This window comes from Streptococcus sp. KHUD_017, assembly GCF_054861245.1.
Genome location: NZ_CM142175.1, coordinates 132,982 through 148,051, shown reverse-complemented (window position 1 = coordinate 148,051; position 15,070 = coordinate 132,982). Strand labels below are relative to the sequence as shown.

The 15,070-nt window shown below is 39.3% G+C and carries 17 protein-coding genes; 1 reads left to right on the top strand and 16 read right to left on the bottom strand.

What is annotated here, in order from left to right; all coding sequences use genetic code 11:
* Positions 1-16: 16 nt before the first annotated feature.
* From ACVAMZ_RS00725 to ACVAMZ_RS00655, 15 genes are all read right to left on the bottom strand, one after another.
* A complete protein-coding gene (locus ACVAMZ_RS00725; protein ID WP_461684742.1) occupies positions 17-3,133 on the bottom strand; it encodes an SspB-related isopeptide-forming adhesin in 3,117 nt (1,038 codons plus the stop codon).
* A 19-nt stretch (positions 3,134-3,152) separates the two neighbouring features.
* Positions 3,153-3,965: an LPXTG cell wall anchor domain-containing protein gene (locus ACVAMZ_RS00720; protein WP_461684741.1), complete on the bottom strand. Its 813-nt coding sequence runs from the start codon at positions 3,963-3,965 to the stop codon at positions 3,153-3,155.
* Positions 3,962-4,282: a hypothetical protein gene (locus tag ACVAMZ_RS00715; RefSeq protein ID WP_461684740.1), complete on the bottom strand. Its 321-nt coding sequence runs from the start codon at positions 4,280-4,282 to the stop codon at positions 3,962-3,964. The genes ACVAMZ_RS00720 and ACVAMZ_RS00715 overlap by 4 nt, the downstream gene beginning before the upstream one ends.
* A 289-nt stretch (positions 4,283-4,571) precedes the next feature.
* Entirely contained in the window at positions 4,572-4,781 is a 210-nt protein-coding gene (locus ACVAMZ_RS00710; RefSeq protein ID WP_000043822.1) for a helix-turn-helix transcriptional regulator, read from the bottom strand.
* 2 nt (positions 4,782-4,783) lie between these two features.
* On the bottom strand, positions 4,784-4,918 hold the full coding sequence (locus ACVAMZ_RS00705) for a hypothetical protein (protein WP_461684739.1): 135 nt from the start codon (positions 4,916-4,918) through the stop codon (positions 4,784-4,786).
* A 19-nt stretch (positions 4,919-4,937) separates the two neighbouring features.
* On the bottom strand, positions 4,938-5,087 hold the full coding sequence (locus ACVAMZ_RS00700; RefSeq protein ID WP_461684738.1) for a hypothetical protein: 150 nt from the start codon (positions 5,085-5,087) through the stop codon (positions 4,938-4,940).
* Positions 5,081-6,157 carry a replication initiator protein A gene (locus tag ACVAMZ_RS00695; protein ID WP_461684737.1) on the bottom strand — a complete coding sequence of 359 codons (1,077 nt, stop codon included), beginning with the start codon at positions 6,155-6,157 and terminating at the stop codon, positions 5,081-5,083. Before ACVAMZ_RS00695 ends, ACVAMZ_RS00700 begins: the two co-directional genes overlap by 7 nt.
* A 190-nt stretch (positions 6,158-6,347) precedes the next feature.
* Entirely contained in the window at positions 6,348-6,884 is a 537-nt protein-coding gene (locus ACVAMZ_RS00690) for a helix-turn-helix domain-containing protein (protein ID WP_101776601.1), read from the bottom strand.
* A gap of 38 nt (positions 6,885-6,922) precedes the next feature.
* Positions 6,923-7,291, bottom strand: a complete 369-nt coding sequence (locus ACVAMZ_RS00685) for a hypothetical protein (protein ID WP_101776602.1) — start codon at positions 7,289-7,291, stop codon at positions 6,923-6,925.
* Positions 7,292-7,411: 120 nt separating this feature from the next.
* Entirely contained in the window at positions 7,412-8,086 is a 675-nt protein-coding gene (locus ACVAMZ_RS00680; RefSeq protein ID WP_006151301.1) for a LiaF transmembrane domain-containing protein, read from the bottom strand.
* A 4-nt stretch (positions 8,087-8,090) separates the two neighbouring features.
* Positions 8,091-8,537, bottom strand: coding sequence for a LytTR family DNA-binding domain-containing protein (locus tag ACVAMZ_RS00675; protein ID WP_006151361.1), 447 nt, complete (start codon positions 8,535-8,537; stop codon positions 8,091-8,093).
* 118 nt (positions 8,538-8,655) lie between these two features.
* Entirely contained in the window at positions 8,656-9,159 is a 504-nt protein-coding gene (locus ACVAMZ_RS00670) for a phosphatase PAP2 family protein (protein WP_414312162.1), read from the bottom strand.
* A gap of 97 nt (positions 9,160-9,256) precedes the next feature.
* Positions 9,257-11,017, bottom strand: a complete 1,761-nt coding sequence (locus ACVAMZ_RS00665; RefSeq protein ID WP_461684736.1) for an ABC transporter ATP-binding protein — start codon at positions 11,015-11,017, stop codon at positions 9,257-9,259.
* A complete protein-coding gene (locus ACVAMZ_RS00660; RefSeq protein ID WP_461684735.1) occupies positions 11,007-12,776 on the bottom strand; it encodes an ABC transporter ATP-binding protein in 1,770 nt (589 codons plus the stop codon). The genes ACVAMZ_RS00665 and ACVAMZ_RS00660 overlap by 11 nt, the downstream gene beginning before the upstream one ends.
* Positions 12,760-13,221, bottom strand: a complete 462-nt coding sequence (locus tag ACVAMZ_RS00655; RefSeq protein ID WP_461684734.1) for a MarR family winged helix-turn-helix transcriptional regulator — start codon at positions 13,219-13,221, stop codon at positions 12,760-12,762. Before ACVAMZ_RS00655 ends, ACVAMZ_RS00660 begins: the two co-directional genes overlap by 17 nt.
* Positions 13,222-13,429: 208 nt before the next feature.
* On the opposite strand from ACVAMZ_RS00655, the gene ACVAMZ_RS00650 reads away from it, so the two are divergent.
* Entirely contained in the window at positions 13,430-14,104 is a 675-nt protein-coding gene (locus tag ACVAMZ_RS00650) for a hypothetical protein (RefSeq protein ID WP_461684733.1), read from the top strand.
* A gap of 222 nt (positions 14,105-14,326) precedes the next feature.
* Here the strand turns inward: ACVAMZ_RS00650 and ACVAMZ_RS00645 are convergent, their stop codons facing one another.
* On the bottom strand, positions 14,327-15,043 hold the full coding sequence (locus tag ACVAMZ_RS00645) for a YebC/PmpR family DNA-binding transcriptional regulator (protein WP_004250532.1): 717 nt from the start codon (positions 15,041-15,043) through the stop codon (positions 14,327-14,329).
* Positions 15,044-15,070: the final 27 nt, after the last annotated feature.

Genomic DNA, 15,070 nt, shown 5'->3' with positions numbered 1-15,070 from the left:
AGCGCACTAATCTATTTTATTCCACTTCTTTCTTACGCTTCAAACCAACTAGTGCTAGCATAGACAAGATACCAGTACCAACGAATCCAAGCATACTAGAAGCTGTTCCAGTATTCGGTAAAGCTGGTTTTTTCGGTTCTTGTGGTTTAGGTTGTTCAGGAGTATGAGTTGTTACCTTCGCTACCATTTCTTGACCGTTCACAATGTTCACGAATTTGTTTTCAATTTCTCCACTTGCGATACGTTCAACTTCGATATAGAAATCAGCGTCAAACGTACCTTTAACACCTAGAGAGTTCAAGAAATCTTTGTCAATAGTGTAAGCCCACTTACCGTCTTTTTCGTTCCATGTTACTTTAACAATTTTCTTGATAAAGTCTGAGTTTGTGCTTTGGTTGAACTCAAATTGGAACGCATAAGAGCTACCTTTAGCAATCTTGTCTCCTGCCTTAACCACTTTTCCATTAGACAAGACTACATCATAAGGCAATGTAAGCTCTTTTTGGGCAACATATTCTGTACCACGAATGATACCAGACCAATTACCTGTGTATCTGTCATGCTTCAAGTCAAGCATATCAATACCGTCATATTGGTAAAGTGTATCGTGTTTAGAAGGCACGGTTACTCCGTCAAGAAGATAGCGTAAGAACTCGCCAATTTGAATTTCTTGACCATCACGAACCTTAGAGTTATCTTTGTGATCCAAAGCGTGTTTTTCAGGCTTCAAATCAGGAACTTGAACAGTTACTAGATTAGATACAAAACTATTTCCAAAATCAATTTGATGGAAATCATTTTTAACAATCTGTCCTTTTTCTACCAATAAACGAGCAGGAAGCTCAATCGTGATATTCTTAATTGGTTTCACATAGTTTTTATAGAATGAAGCAGAATCTTTCGCTACCCAAAGGTAAAACTCACCTTTAGGGTTCAATCCAGCTTCTTTCAAAATGTTTTGGATTTCTTTTGTACGTTCTTTTTCAGACAAAACATGATACATATTAAAGAGCGCTTTAACGTCTTTACCAGTAGAATCCTTCATAGTGATTTTGCTGTCATCTACTTTATATGCTCCATCTTGAACATCATCTGCCATAGCCCATGTTTTACCATAAGTCTTAGAATCAGCAGTAAATGTTGAATATGGCTTGTAGTCAGTTGTCAAACTGAATTTCACATTTTTATCAAATGTATTTGCGCCATCAATGTTGTTTGCATAGTTATCTGTAATAGCCTTCTTAGGTTTTGGAGTTGAAGGAGTAACACGCAAGCGTGAATAGTTCACTTTTACAGTTGGAACAACAGGCATTTCAGGGATTTTCTTCTTCTCTGGAGGAGTTGGTGCTGGGGGAGTTGGAAGTGTTGTACGAGGCACAAACTCTTTTGGTTTTTCCAATTTAGGCTTAGGAATTTCTTTAGTATCCTTTTGCTTCAATTCAGGCTTAACAGGAGGATTAGTTAAAATAGTAACAGGAACAGTTGCACTCGCTTTACCAAAGATACCGACAGCCCAACCGTCTTTATAGAAAATGTCCTTGTCTGCTAGGCTCTTACCACCATTTTGTCTGATTACTTCTGCTCGTTTTCCGTCAATTTCTTCTTCACTATGAACCCCTTGCCCATTATGGTAAGCAAAGTTTAAAGTAGAACCGTATCCTACAGAAAGAAGCGAACCAAGTGGAATATCACTTTCATCACCTACATTAGCATAATACAAATCACCTTTTTTAACCCCCATTGAAGGATGATCACTTTCATAAGCCAATTTATGTTCGCCCTTGTAGTATTCTTTACCATCACGAGTGATTTTCTTAACTTCTGAACCGCTAGGGTTAAGGACAATGCCTTCTGAACCGTCTTGATAAGTGAAACGCAACTCTTGACCATAATCAATGTCATTAAAAGCACTTGCAATCGCAGTCACAGCGTTCTTATTTGTTTTTTCATAAAACAAATCAATTTTTGTATCAAATTGGACTAAATTACCAAAAAGAAAGTTGAAAGAACCACTTCCGTTGTCTTTTCGGATATAGATTCTTGTATCACTTAATGGCTTCCCATCTTTAACCCACTCAGCTTCTGCGCTGTTGAAAGTAAACTTAGCAGAGATTTTCTTACCATCTTTACTTTCAGCAATGTTATGAATTGTGAAAGAATCTCCTGCTTTTGGATTTACGATTTCAGCAAAATAGTCAGGATTTTTCGCAAGCAAGTTCGCACGACTTCCACTAATAGTTGAATCAGAGTGCAATCCAATGTAGTCTTTAACCGCAGTTAGACCGTCAACACCTTCAAAGGAAGCAGTCAGCTTTTTGTAATAATTGACACTACCACGTTTGCTATTGTCATAATCGCCATAAAGCGTGATATGAGGTTTTTCAGCTTTTACGCCCTTCTTAGCTAGTTCTTCTTTTTCTTTGTTGTACTTAGCAAGATCGCTTTCATATTTTGCTTGTTTTTTGTCATAATCGGCTTTTAAATCAGCATTGTCCTTTTCAACCTTTTCATTGTAGGCTTTTTGGTCTGCTACATTTTTCTTGTAGGTAGCTTCTTTTTCAGCGTTGTCCTTTGCGATACGTTCATTTTCAGCTTTGGTAGCAGCTTCTTTTTTAGAATTGTCAGCAAGAATAGCTTTATTTTCAGCTTCAATACGTTTGACTTCTGCTTTATGATCCGTTACAGCTTTGTCATACGCTTCTTGTTTATCCTTGTTTTCTTTTTCAATTACTTCACGTTCTTTAGTAGTTTTATCTACCTTAGAAGAATAATTATCAGTCACGGCTTTGACTTCTTTTTCCTGTTTCGCATAATCAGCTTGAATTTCTTTTTGCTTTTCTGCGACTGTTTCAGAGGTTGCAACACCTTTGTCCTGAACAGCTCCAACTTCAACCTTTACACCTGCGTCTTTAGCTTCTGCTACAGCTTTGTCAAGATTTTCATGTGAGATCGGAACTTCTACTTCTGTTTTCTTTTCTACAGCAACAGGTGTAGTAGGTTTTACTTCATCAGCCGATACGTTGTTGCTTCCAAAAGCAACACCCAACATAGCAAGTGCAAGGATAACCCCACACGCTCCAAATTTTGTTTTACGGATTGAACCAAAAGCCTTATATTCATTAGATTTAAACATTTTTTCTTTTCTCCTTTAATTAAAATAATTGTTTCTTGTAAAAATAACTTACTGCTGTAAGCAATAAGCCACCGATTGCACCCAGAATGCTTTCTGCTGTCCCTGTATTTGGGAGTGTTTTGAGTTTGCCATCTTTGTCAGTAACAGAGATAGTCTTATCTTCGTTAACTGTTCCGCCAACTTCTTCTGGAGCCACTACAGAACCATCCGAAAGGACTACGTTACCATTTTGAGTGCTGACAATTGCAACTCCTGTATTTGTTTCAACAGGATCTTTTATCACATCGTGAACCACCTGTCCTGTTGAGCTTGAAGTAGTTCCAATTTGTGACTTACCTTGCTGGTTCGCTTGATCAGTTGTTTTTGGCTTTTCAGCTGGGACTCCATCAAGGCTACCTGCATTATCCTTGTCCTGTGGCTTGTCTGAAGGTGCTGGTTTATCAGTTGTCACTCCGTCAAGACTTCCTGCGTTGTCTTTGTCTTGTGGTTTATCTGATGGTGTTGGTACACCATCGAGGCTACCTGCGTTGTCTTTATCCTGTGGCTTATCAGAAGGTGCTGGTTTGTCTGTTGGTACCCCGTCAAGACTTCCTGCATTGTCTTTGTCTTGTACACTTGGCGTTGTTGGGTCAACTGGAGTAACTGAAGGCTCTGTTGGCTGAGTTGCTGGTGCCTCTGTTTCTGTTGAAGCGCTAGGTGTTGTTGGCGTAACAACTTCTGTCGCTGGAGCAGAAGAATCAATTGGTGCAAGCTCGTCTGCTGATACAAATCCAGCTTGTGCAAGTGCGATTGTTGATAGTGCTAGTGTTGCTAAAACTTGTTTCTTGTTCATTTTAATTTTTCCTTTTCTTTATTTTGGGGATTATAGCCTTTTCCAGTTAAACGAAGTTCCATTCCTGATGGTGTCTTAACTTTTCGAGCTATAACTTGAGCATCTCTCTTAATAGTGCGAATTTGATCATAAACCTTTTTATAAGGCAAATGAAATTCAACATCCCTTAAAAGCCCATCTACATATCCTCTAGCCTGTTTGACTGCATAGTCTGGCTTCAGGATAAGGTCTGTGCCGTCCTCTAAGCGAGCTGTCGCACCTCCTTGTTTTCCTAAGTTTTTTAAGTCCTTTAGGCGGACGGTTATTTCATCTGTCATAGATTTCTCCTTGAAGTTGAAAAGCGAAAATTACGCTGTGCTGTGTAAAAACGTATTTTTACATCGGTATTTTATACGCTGGGTTTATAGTCTAGTAACCCATACTCCTTCAGCTTATGACCATTGTCATGCTTTTTCGTTCAGTGGCTGGACTAGATATCCTTTTCTAGTTTGCTACTCGCCCCCGTTTCTTTTTTATCCATAGCCACGCTGCATCAGGGCAAGCCTTGTATTCAGTTTTCAAAGGTCTATAGTTTAACGACTTCTCGGTCAATATGGTTTTTCTGTACTAAGTTTTATCTGATTCTAACAGGTATTCGATAGTTACCCCGAAGTATTCGGCTACTTTTTTAGCATTTTCAAGACTTATCTGACTGTATCCTGTCTCCCAGTTAGATATTGTGTTGCGAAACACTCCTATCTGATCAGCCAAAGTCTGTTGTGATAACTTAGCCTGTTTTCGTAATTTTTTAATACGATTTTGTGTTTGTTTACTCACATCTACTTGTCTCCTTCATTATTTGGACTTGATAGTTTTTCATCATCCATTAGAGGAGCATTCTTCATTTCCAGCATGACCAGCCCTATTCCATAAGCTAAGACCAATAAGAAAGCTATTGTAACTAGTTTAAACATTACTATCCTCTTTCTGTTGCTATGATAAGAAAATTTGGCTGAGTTTCTCAGCTCTTTCTTTTTTCGGTAAATCAAAAACAGCTTTAGGAACCATGTAGATTTTCTCCTTCGGGCTACGACCTATCGTTAGCACTTTACCATCAATTGGTCTAAATTCATCTTTTAACATGTTTCAACTCCCTTAGACAATTCTGATAAATAGCTATTGAGTTTCGTCTCCGACAGTTTATCTGGATAATAGTATGCAATCAGACTAGGGCACTCATCAGGGAATTTTCTAGCGTGCTCACTTTGTCCTGATAGCTCCATAAAACCCTGTTCTTTTTCGATAAGCAGAGCCATTTTCCAGAAGCGAATCATCATTTTGTAGAAGTAGGCTGGGACATTCTGGATTGGTTTTCCTTCAGCCTCTCCTGTTTTAATTTTGAAAATCAATTTATCAAGCTCACGTTCAAGATCTTGCAGCCAAACCTCTCCATAAATTTCCTGATCAGCTAAGAGGTTGTTGTAATTCTTCTCAACTTGACGTTTTGATTGATAGATTTTATTTTCAAGAATTTTTGCATCTTTTCCAAACAAACTGAGTTTCTGAACTAGTTGAGGAGAAAGAAAACCATGTTGTCCCATTTTGAATGCTTCAGAAATTGATAATTCAGATAAAGATGACTCGCCCTCGTATCGATTAGTATCGTAATCTCTTTTATCATTCTTAATTAGATTATTATTACTTGGTTCGGTATTTCCGAGTTCCTGATTTCGGCTTTGGCGAGTTCTTGATTTCGGTATTTCCGAGTTCTTGATTTCGGTATTTCCGAGTTCATAGATTTCCCAAGGACTTGGAGCTATTTCAAAAGACATCTTCAATAATTCTGGATCTGAAACTACATTTTTCGGATACAATCTATTAGGCTGTTTCATGCCTTGACGTTCCTCATCAAGCAAGTGATATTTAATCAATTCTTTCTTCAACTTGATAATTTTATCCTTCCCGTAACCAGTATCTTGACATAGTTCATTATTCGGATAGATGACATATACATCACCATTTTTATCCACAAAATTTCCAGTATCTTTAGCGGTTTGAAGTGATAATTTCAAGCGATCATTGATTAACATGTAGACAAATTTTGCTTCAGCACATAATTTTTGATAATAAGTTGTTCCAACCAAGACTTTAGGAAGCTGATAATGAATCTCTGTAGCTTGAATTTGAATTAAACTTTTTCTTCCATATGCCATAAATCAATACCCCACCTGGAATGAGTTCAGATTACACGCAAGCTGATTTTGTGGTGTGAAAGTAATCATCTTTTGTCTTTCTAACAGTGAAATAACTACATCTGCTTCATGGCTTGTCAACTGTCTCAAAGACATTATTTCTTGAATTAACTCCTGTCTTGTCATATGTGTGTCCTTTCTACATACTGGTTTATTCTATGGTATTACCTTTAAAAGATAATATCGGAGTGTATTCCCCGCCTTCAGGATAATGATATCGAATAATACTGTTGTAACATTCTAAAGACTTGATAACATCTTTATCTGAAATGGTAATAAAAACACAATCATCCTTTTCCTTAAATATTAATGCTTTGAAAAATTTTTCAGCTTTGAAATTATTTTCTAAAACCGTAAATTCTATAGCCTGTATCCAAAAATTATAGAAACAGTTATCCAAATCCTCGAAAATATCACTAATATCTGGTATATAGTAGTAACTCTTATCTCTAAATAACTTCCTGAAATGACTAAAATGTTTTTCATCGGCCATAAGATCCCAAATTCCACATAGATAGGAGGTGTTGGTTTCAAAATAGCGAGCGAGAATAGTAAGATCATCACCCATAATATCTCTACCTAAAACGTACATTTCTAGAGAACCTTTTTTAATTCCTGTTTCTTGACTGACTTGTTTTATTGTTTTATGTTTTTTAACCATTAAAAGTTTTAAACGATTTTGGAGCACCCTAAATTTCCTCACTCTCTAAGCCCTTTTATTTTCCCCTACACATATCCCATCAATTCTGGATTAAACTCTAGAGTCAACCACAAGGCTTCATCCTGAGTCAATTGGCTAGTTTGTCCCCAAGTTCCATCTCTCGCTCTTCTGGAGTAAGGATAACTGCCATGTTTATTTCTGGACTTTAATTCATGAATAACATCATCTTTCATAACTCTCCAGAGAAGACTAGAAGGTCTATAGTAATAGCCATCTCCAAGCCAAACTCTATTGAGATCATCGTATACAGATACTTTTTCATCAGAATTTCCTTCAGGGATACAATCAACCATATTTTCATTCTTATCAAGATCTATTACATCGAAAATTTCTAACGAATCAATATCCATAACAATTTCAATATTATCTGACATTTTTTCTCCTTTCTTTAATTTTTGCAACGAAAAAAGAGAGCGATTTTCTCACTCTCTCAAGTTATATGATATTTAATTTTTCACTTTCCCAAAACTCTAGACACTTAGGGAAGACTTTTTTTATTTGACGTAGACGACACCAAGTTTCCCGAAAGCTACGTCTCCACGGATAATCAAGGTTTTGCTGGTTGGGGCTACAGGAGCATCTGCCTTGGCTGCACCACAGAAAGTTTCCACCTTAAGATCTACTCTCCAGTGTTGGGGAACATAGACAACTGCATTCCCAAATCCGACTTCTATTTTCAAGGTTGCGCTATCGCCTAACATCTCTGCATTGTCATAATAAATCTTGGCATTCCCAAAACCGACTTCAAACTCGTCTTCTACCAAATCTTGGTTCTGCTTGTAAAAAGTTCCGCTACCAAAGGCTACTTCCTTTTCTGTAAGGATAGTCTTTTCACCGTCATACCACCATTTTTTCCCATTCCAAGTTCTATTAGTATGAGTCAGCATACTTACTCCAAGCACGATTAGAACTCCCGCCCAGAACAGTGATTGATTGGGGATCGGTAAAATATCATAAAAGTGATTAGCAATCATGAGGGCCACTAGGGCTGTAACTGAGGCTGAAGTAAAGTGGCGACGAAGCAAAGCTTCAATTGATTGGTAGGCAAAAAATCCAATACCAATCAAGGGCCAAATCTGCCCTCCAAATGAAGGAATTCCAAAATTCCCCTGCAACAATACTAAGGCTGCCAATACTAGCAATACAATACCAAATGCTTTCTTTTTCATCTTCTTACCTCATGTTTCTTAGATTTTCTTTTAGGAGGGATTGGTAGTGTCGTGACACGTGCACCTCCTTGTGGGTCTGATAAAAGGAAATAGTTCCTGTCCCTGAGAAGGACTTGTCCACCGAGTAGACCTGCCGAAGATTGGCAATGGTCGACTTGGATACCCGACTGAAATAGCGAGGCAGGATAGCCTCTAACTCATAAAGTTTGAGTCGAACCTCGTAGGCTTCTTTCTGGGTATGGGCGTAGATCTTGTTGCCTTCCGTCTCAAAAAAGAGAATTTCTGACAAGTCTAAGTAATACTCCCCCGTCCCCTTATAAAAAATCAACCTAGGAGCCTTGGTTTCTTGCAAGAGTCGTTGCAAATCAGCTATTTCATCTGTCAGGGCTGCAGCCTTGATGACAATCTCTGTCTCAGTTAATTCACTATCAATCTCGATTCGTAACTTCATCCTATCTCCTTTCTGCATCTACTATACCAAAGCCCATCAGACTTTACAAGGGCAAAAAAGCAAGTGGTCACTTTTGACCCGTAAGTGGTTACGAGGCCAAACCCACTTGCTTTGATTTTTACAACATAAAGAAAAGAATTCCCCAGAGGAGTCCACAGGCATAGCCTACTAGAACATCCTTGGGATAATGAACGCCACCCAAGACTCGCACCAGACCTAGAAGAGCTGATAAGACTAATAAAATCAACCCTGCAGGCAGATTTGCGTGCAGACAAGCCATGGAAATGATGGTTGCTGAAAAGACATGGCGGCTGGGCATTGAATTGCCTGCACTATCCTTGTCTAGTAGCGGGATAATTCCCCAAGCCTCATAAGGACGCGGTTGATTGATCCACTTACGAACTAGCGTTAATAGGACAAAGCCAGAAGCCGGCACCATGATATAGGTGGCAAGGTCTTTCCCCAAACCTTTGCTGATAAAGCTTGCTCCCAGTAAGGTCAAGTATGCCAAGGGCATCAGGACTGTCATCATGCGATTAAAAACACGCATCAGTTGCAAAAGCTGTGGATGTCTAAGGAGATTTGATTTCCTTTTATCATACCACTCTTGATAGTTTTTCATTATTTCTCGATATTCCTATTCTTTACACAAGAAGCCTGTTAGCTTCTCCTACTCTAGTATAGTGTAGAAAAAGAAGGCCGTCAAGCCTTCTTTTAGTTTATTCTTCTACTTGGTCTTCTGTAAATTGACTATTGTAGAGGTCAGCATAGAAACCACCCTGAGCCATGAGCTCATCGTGATTGCCTTGCTCAATGATATTTCCATCTTTCATGACAAGAATCAAATCAGCATTACGAATAGTTGACAAGCGATGGGCAATGACAAAGGACGTACGTCCCTCCATCAAACGGTCCATGGCTTTCTGAATCAACTCCTCTGTACGTGTGTCGACTGAAGATGTCGCTTCATCAAGAATCAAGAGCGGTGCATCCTTGAGAAGGGCACGAGCAATGGTTAAGAGCTGTTTCTGCCCGACTGACAAGGTCACTGTATCATCCAAAACAGTATCGTAGCTATCTGGTAGAGTCATGATAAAGTGGTGAATTCCTACTGCTTTTGCTGCTTCGATCATTCGTTCATCACTAATCCCTGTTTGGTTGTAGATGAGATTGTCTCGAATGGTTCCTTCAAAGAGCCAAGTATCCTGCAAGACCATTGAAAAGGCATCATGCACTTCTGAGCGTTTCATCTTCTTGGTATCCACACCATCAATGCGAATACTTCCCTTATCAATCTCATAAAATTTCATCAAGAGATTAACAATAGTCGTCTTCCCAGCTCCAGTCGGCCCGACAATAGCAACTTTTTGCCCTGCATGAGCTGTCGCAGAAAAGTCATGAATGATGGTTCGCTCAGGTGTGTAACCAAAGGAAACTTGATCAAAAACTACTTCACCCTTCATACCAGACAATTGTGTTTCCTTATGAGATTCATCTTCCATCTCAGCTTCTCCTAGAAACTCAAAAACACGTGTCATAGCTGCACTAGCCTGTTGCAAGCTGGTAATCCCTTGAGCAATTTGTGATAAGGGTTGTGAGAAGGTACGAACATAAACCATAAAAGCTACGATAATCCCAATACTGATATGGCCTTCAAGAGCCAAGGCAGCACCGACGATAACAACCAAAACATAACTAAAGTTTCCGACAAAGACCATGGCAGGCATCATGATACCAGAAATAAACTGAGATTTCCAGATGCTATCATGTAGAATCTGATTCAAGCCTGCAAATGTATCTTTTGTTGGTTCCACAGCATTATAGCTGGTCACCACATTGTGGCCAGAGTACATTTCTTCCACATAGCCATTTACAGCTGCTAGGTTATTTTGTTGAGCTTTAAAGTAGCCCTGCGACTTGGCCATAATTACGGAAACCGCCGTAAATCCAACAAGTGTTGAAACAACGGTTACTAGTGCCAAAATCCAGTTCATACCAAACATGGTAATCAAAACTGCAATCAGCAAGAAGCTAGCTGAGAGAACTGTCCCAAGACTTTGGTTAAGAGACTGAGCTGCTGTATCAACATCATTAGTTACACGTGAAAGGGTGTCCCCTTGAGAATGACGGTCAAAATAAGCAAGTGGCAAGCGATTGATTTTCTCAGCAATAGCTGTCCGCAAACGTTTTGAGAAATGTTGGATACTAGTTGAAAAAATGTAGGCTTGCGTATAGTTCAGGATAATCCCAAACACATAGAGGATAACCAAAAAGCTAGCAATACTTGAGACAGCCTCTAGGTCAATCTCTGTCATTAACCCATCTGAAATCAAATTGGTAATTTCTTTGATCTTAGTTGGTCCATAAACCGTGATAATACTTGAACATATAGCCGCCACAACTGCGATTAGTAGGAGAAGTTGGAGACCTGCTAGAAAAGGTCTACACTGTTTCCATAAGGACATTTTCTTATTTTCCATGTTCCAATTCCTCCTTCGATAGTTGTGAATAGGCAATTTCTTGGTAAACTTCATTGCTTGCAAGAAGTTCCTTATGGGTGCCTTGTCCCACGACTTTACCTTGATCCAAGACTAAGATCAGGTCTGCATCCATAATGGTTGAAATGCGTTGGGCAACGATTAACTTGGTCATGGATTGTGTTTTTTCAGCTAATACTTGACGCAAGATACGATCTGTCTTGTAGTCCAAGGCTGAGAATGAATCATCAAAAATGAGAATCTCTGGTTTACGAGCCAAGGCGCGTGCAATGGCCAGACGCTGTCTTTGTCCACCTGAGAAATTGGTCCCACCTTGAGCCACTTCTGAGTCAAGACCAGCTTCCTTATCCTCTATAAAGTTTTTAGATTGAGCCAATTCCAGAGCTTGCCACATGGCCGTCTCACTTAGTGGCGTTTCTTGACTCTTACCAAAGTCGAGGTTGCCCTTAACATCTCCAGAAAAGAGCACAGCTTTTTGAGGGATATAGCCAACTCTATTACGCAAATCTTCTAAGTCATAATTCTGAACATTGACGCCGTCTACTAGAATTTCTCCCTCTGATACATCATAAAAACGGGGCAAGAGGTTAACTAGAGTAGATTTACCAGAACCGGTTGAGCCGATAAAGGCAATGGTTTGCCCTGCTTCTGCCTTGAAGCTGACATGTTCCACAACTGCTTCTGAGTTTTTAGAGTAGCGGAAGGTTACGTCGCGGTATTCCACTTGACCTTTTACAGAAGAGTTTGCTGTCTGTGGGTGACTAGGATTTTCAATAGTAGAATGAAGGTCCAAGACTTGATTGATACGACCTGCAGAAACCAAGGTACGAGGCAAGACGATAAAGAGAGCACCCATGAGTAAGAAGCCCATTACCACTTGCATAGCATAGGACATGAAGACCACCATATCGCTAAAGAGGGGTAGACGCTCTGTCAAGCTAGCGTCGTTGATAAGATAAGCACCAATCCAGTAAATGGCAAGGACCAAGCCGCTAGAAATCGCCATCATAATAGGATTCATAATGGCCATTAAGCGACTGACTAAGAGATTGAGTCGTGTGACTTCATCATTGGCTTCTTCGAATTTCTTATCTTGATATTCCTCAGCATTGTATGCACGAACAACCCGAATCCCTGTCAAGCTTTCACGAGTAATACTGTTCAGTTTATCTGTCAATTTTTGAATGACAGATTGTTTCGGAAAGGCCAAAGTCATCAAGACAGTTGTCATCAGAACATTGACAATGACTGCCACCACTACTGCCCAAATCCAGTATTCAGACTTGCCAAGGATTTTACCAATGGCCCAAATAGCCATGATAGGACCACGAGTGACCACTTGGAGTCCCATGGTAAAGAGCATCTGAATCTGCGTGATATCATTGGTTGTCCTAGTCAATAGACTGGGGATTGAGAAACGTTTAATTTCTGTCTGGGAGTAATCCAAAACACGATTAAAAATATCGCTTCGTAGTTGAGCCGTATAGGATGCTGCAACTCGAGCGGCAAAAAATCCAACTGTTACAGATGATAGGAAGGCTAAGAATGACAAACCCATCATCTTAGTTGCTGGCGACCAAAGGTCTCCCAACTCCGTACCTGGCGTTCCGAGTAATTCTGTTATTTTTGAAACGTAAGTCGGTACTTCTAACTCTAGATAGACCGAGCAACAGGTAAAGAGAACAGTTATTAGAATCATGCCCCACTCTTTTCCTGTGATACGCTTAGCGAGTTTCTTCATTCTTATCTCCTATTTTTTCAACATTTGCTTGTAGTTTCCCAAGGACTTCTTCAAAGATAAGGAGATTCTCTTCAGAAATACCATCAAGCAAACTACGGTCAATTCGATCAAAAAAAGACTTAACTTGCTTCATTTGAGAGCGTGATTTTTCGGTCAAATGAACAAATTTCGCCCGTTTATCACTTGGACTCACCTCCAACTCTACCAAACCATTTTGCACCATACGCTTGACCAAATTACTAGCAACTGACTTGGTAATATTGAGTTCTTGTTCAATATCCTTGATGAGTGTTAATTCTTGTTCATGCTCACGACGTTCTAAAAAACGAATGACCTGCCCTTGCGGTCCCCCCATAAATTCAATACCACAACGCTTGGCTTCCTTTTGTACCAGCAGATGTAACTGGTGACCAAAACGTTTAAAGACCAACATCGGTTTATCCATGCTTTCTCCCTTCTAAGTAAAAATAGTTCTCATGAGAACATTTAAGTTTCCATGAGAACTATTTTATCATTTTCAGAAAAGATGTCAAGAAAAAAGTTTTCATGAGAACTATTTTATTTAAAATTGACATTAGTTCTCATTTTATCTATAATAAACACTATCTCACACCTATAAGAATACACCTTGATTAGAAATGAGAAAATCACAAATGAAACATAAAGAAGAGAAAATTTTAGGAATCTTTGCCATCATCTTTGGAACCCTGGCCCTTCTTGGTTCCTGGTTACCAATCATTAGCATTCTAGCATTTTTCTTTGCCATTATCGCTATAGCTCTAGGAGTTTTTGGTATCGGCCTTAATCTCAAAAATCGTAAAATATTGGCTATTATCGGAACGAGCCTAGGTATTCTATCTATTTTCCTTGTCTTAATGACGCAAGTATTACCTTCTGGGCTTTTTACCGACCTGGCTAAAAACTTTCGTCACCCCTACAGAAGTCTAACCTCTTTAACAGAAGATGACGATTTTGGAACGCTACCAGATAATAGCACCGATGAGGATAAGGACGACGAAGATACCGATTCCTTCACTTGGACTAAGGAGCAGTTCGATGCTTTGATAGAGGGAGACACTGCAAACAGAGGAAAAGGCGGTTCCAACTACAAAGATATCATCAGCAAACATGGACTACCAGATTCTGAAATTGAGTCAACTTCAGGCGACTATGAGATTAAAAAAATCTCCTATGTCTCACTCGGTTCTAATACTAAGACAGTTGTACTGACTTTCGTAAAACAGGAAAATGGTCAGTTTCTTCTCATCCGTAAATTTGCCCTAGGCTTGGATAGAAAAGAGCAAACTGATGATGGAGTGAAAGTTTAACATAACAAAAAAGGTGCTGGGAATAGCAATCGGTAGACCAAGTCTCGATTTCTAAATCCCAACACCACGATTTTTCCACAATCCATTGGATTATGGACGATTATAGATAACTAATAACGTTTTGGGCAAAAGAGATTTTTGTCTCTTTCTTGCCCCTTTTGTCATCACAAGATAAACAACCCCCTTGAAAATATTGAATTTTCAAAGGGGTTATTTTTATTCTTAGAATCCATCTACGTTTGTGTAGATTTTTTGTACGTCTTCGTCGTCTTCAAGTACGCTGTATAGTTTTTCAAATGTTTCCAAATCTTCACCTGACAACTCAACTTCTGATTGAGGAATCATTTCCAATTCAGTTACTTGGAATTCTTCAATACCAGATTCACGCAAAGCAACGATAGCCTTGTGTAGGTCAGTTGGAGCTGTGTATACAGTGATTGTTCCTTCTTCTGCTTCTACATCGTCTACATCAACATCTGCTTCAAGCAAAAGCTCAAAGATAGCATCAGCATCATCACCAGCAAAGACGATAACACCTTTGTTGTCAAAGAGGTAAGATACAGAACCTGAAGCTCCCATGTTTCCACCGTTTTTACCAAAAGCAGCACGGACATTGGCAGCTGTACGGTTAACGTTTGAAGTCAAGGTATCCACGATGAGCATTGAACCATTTGGCCCAAAGCCTTCGTAACGTCCTTCTGTAAAGGTTTCGTCTGTATTTCCTTTAGCCTTATCCAAAGCCTTATCAATAACGTGTTTTGGCACTTGCGCTTGTTTAGCACGGTCGATAACGAATTTCAAAGCTGAGTTTGATTCTGGATCTGGATCACCTTTTTTAGCTGCTACATAGATTTCTACACCAAATTTTGCATATACTTTAGAGTTAGCTCCATCTTTAGCCGTTTTCTTGGCTACGATATTGGCCCATTTACGTCCCATTAGGAATCTCCTTTTTTCACATTTTAA

What these genes read in the sequence shown, in the direction of transcription:
- ACVAMZ_RS00725 (WP_461684742.1), bottom strand. Translation starts at nt 3,133, where the DNA reads ATGTTTAAATCTAATGAATATAAGGCTTTTGGTTCAATCCGTAAAACA.
- ACVAMZ_RS00720 (WP_461684741.1), bottom strand. Translation starts at nt 3,965, where the DNA reads ATGAACAAGAAACAAGTTTTAGCAACACTAGCACTATCAACAATCGCA.
- ACVAMZ_RS00715 (WP_461684740.1), bottom strand. Translation starts at nt 4,282, where the DNA reads ATGACAGATGAAATAACCGTCCGCCTAAAGGACTTAAAAAACTTAGGA.
- ACVAMZ_RS00705 (WP_461684739.1), bottom strand. Translation starts at nt 4,918, where the DNA reads ATGTTTAAACTAGTTACAATAGCTTTCTTATTGGTCTTAGCTTATGGA.
- ACVAMZ_RS00700 (WP_461684738.1), bottom strand. Translation starts at nt 5,087, where the DNA reads ATGTTAAAAGATGAATTTAGACCAATTGATGGTAAAGTGCTAACGATA.
- ACVAMZ_RS00695 (WP_461684737.1), bottom strand. Translation starts at nt 6,157, where the DNA reads ATGGCATATGGAAGAAAAAGTTTAATTCAAATTCAAGCTACAGAGATT.
- ACVAMZ_RS00685 (WP_101776602.1), bottom strand. Translation starts at nt 7,291, where the DNA reads ATGTCAGATAATATTGAAATTGTTATGGATATTGATTCGTTAGAAATT.
- ACVAMZ_RS00680 (WP_006151301.1), bottom strand. Translation starts at nt 8,086, where the DNA reads ATGAAAAAGAAAGCATTTGGTATTGTATTGCTAGTATTGGCAGCCTTA.
- ACVAMZ_RS00675 (WP_006151361.1), bottom strand. Translation starts at nt 8,537, where the DNA reads ATGAAGTTACGAATCGAGATTGATAGTGAATTAACTGAGACAGAGATT.
- ACVAMZ_RS00670 (WP_414312162.1), bottom strand. Translation starts at nt 9,159, where the DNA reads ATGAAAAACTATCAAGAGTGGTATGATAAAAGGAAATCAAATCTCCTT.
- ACVAMZ_RS00665 (WP_461684736.1), bottom strand. Translation starts at nt 11,017, where the DNA reads ATGGAAAATAAGAAAATGTCCTTATGGAAACAGTGTAGACCTTTTCTA.
- ACVAMZ_RS00660 (WP_461684735.1), bottom strand. Translation starts at nt 12,776, where the DNA reads ATGAAGAAACTCGCTAAGCGTATCACAGGAAAAGAGTGGGGCATGATT.
- ACVAMZ_RS00655 (WP_461684734.1), bottom strand. Translation starts at nt 13,221, where the DNA reads ATGGATAAACCGATGTTGGTCTTTAAACGTTTTGGTCACCAGTTACAT.
- ACVAMZ_RS00650 (WP_461684733.1), top strand. Translation starts at nt 13,430, where the DNA reads ATGAAACATAAAGAAGAGAAAATTTTAGGAATCTTTGCCATCATCTTT.
- ACVAMZ_RS00645 (WP_004250532.1), bottom strand. Translation starts at nt 15,043, where the DNA reads ATGGGACGTAAATGGGCCAATATCGTAGCCAAGAAAACGGCTAAAGAT.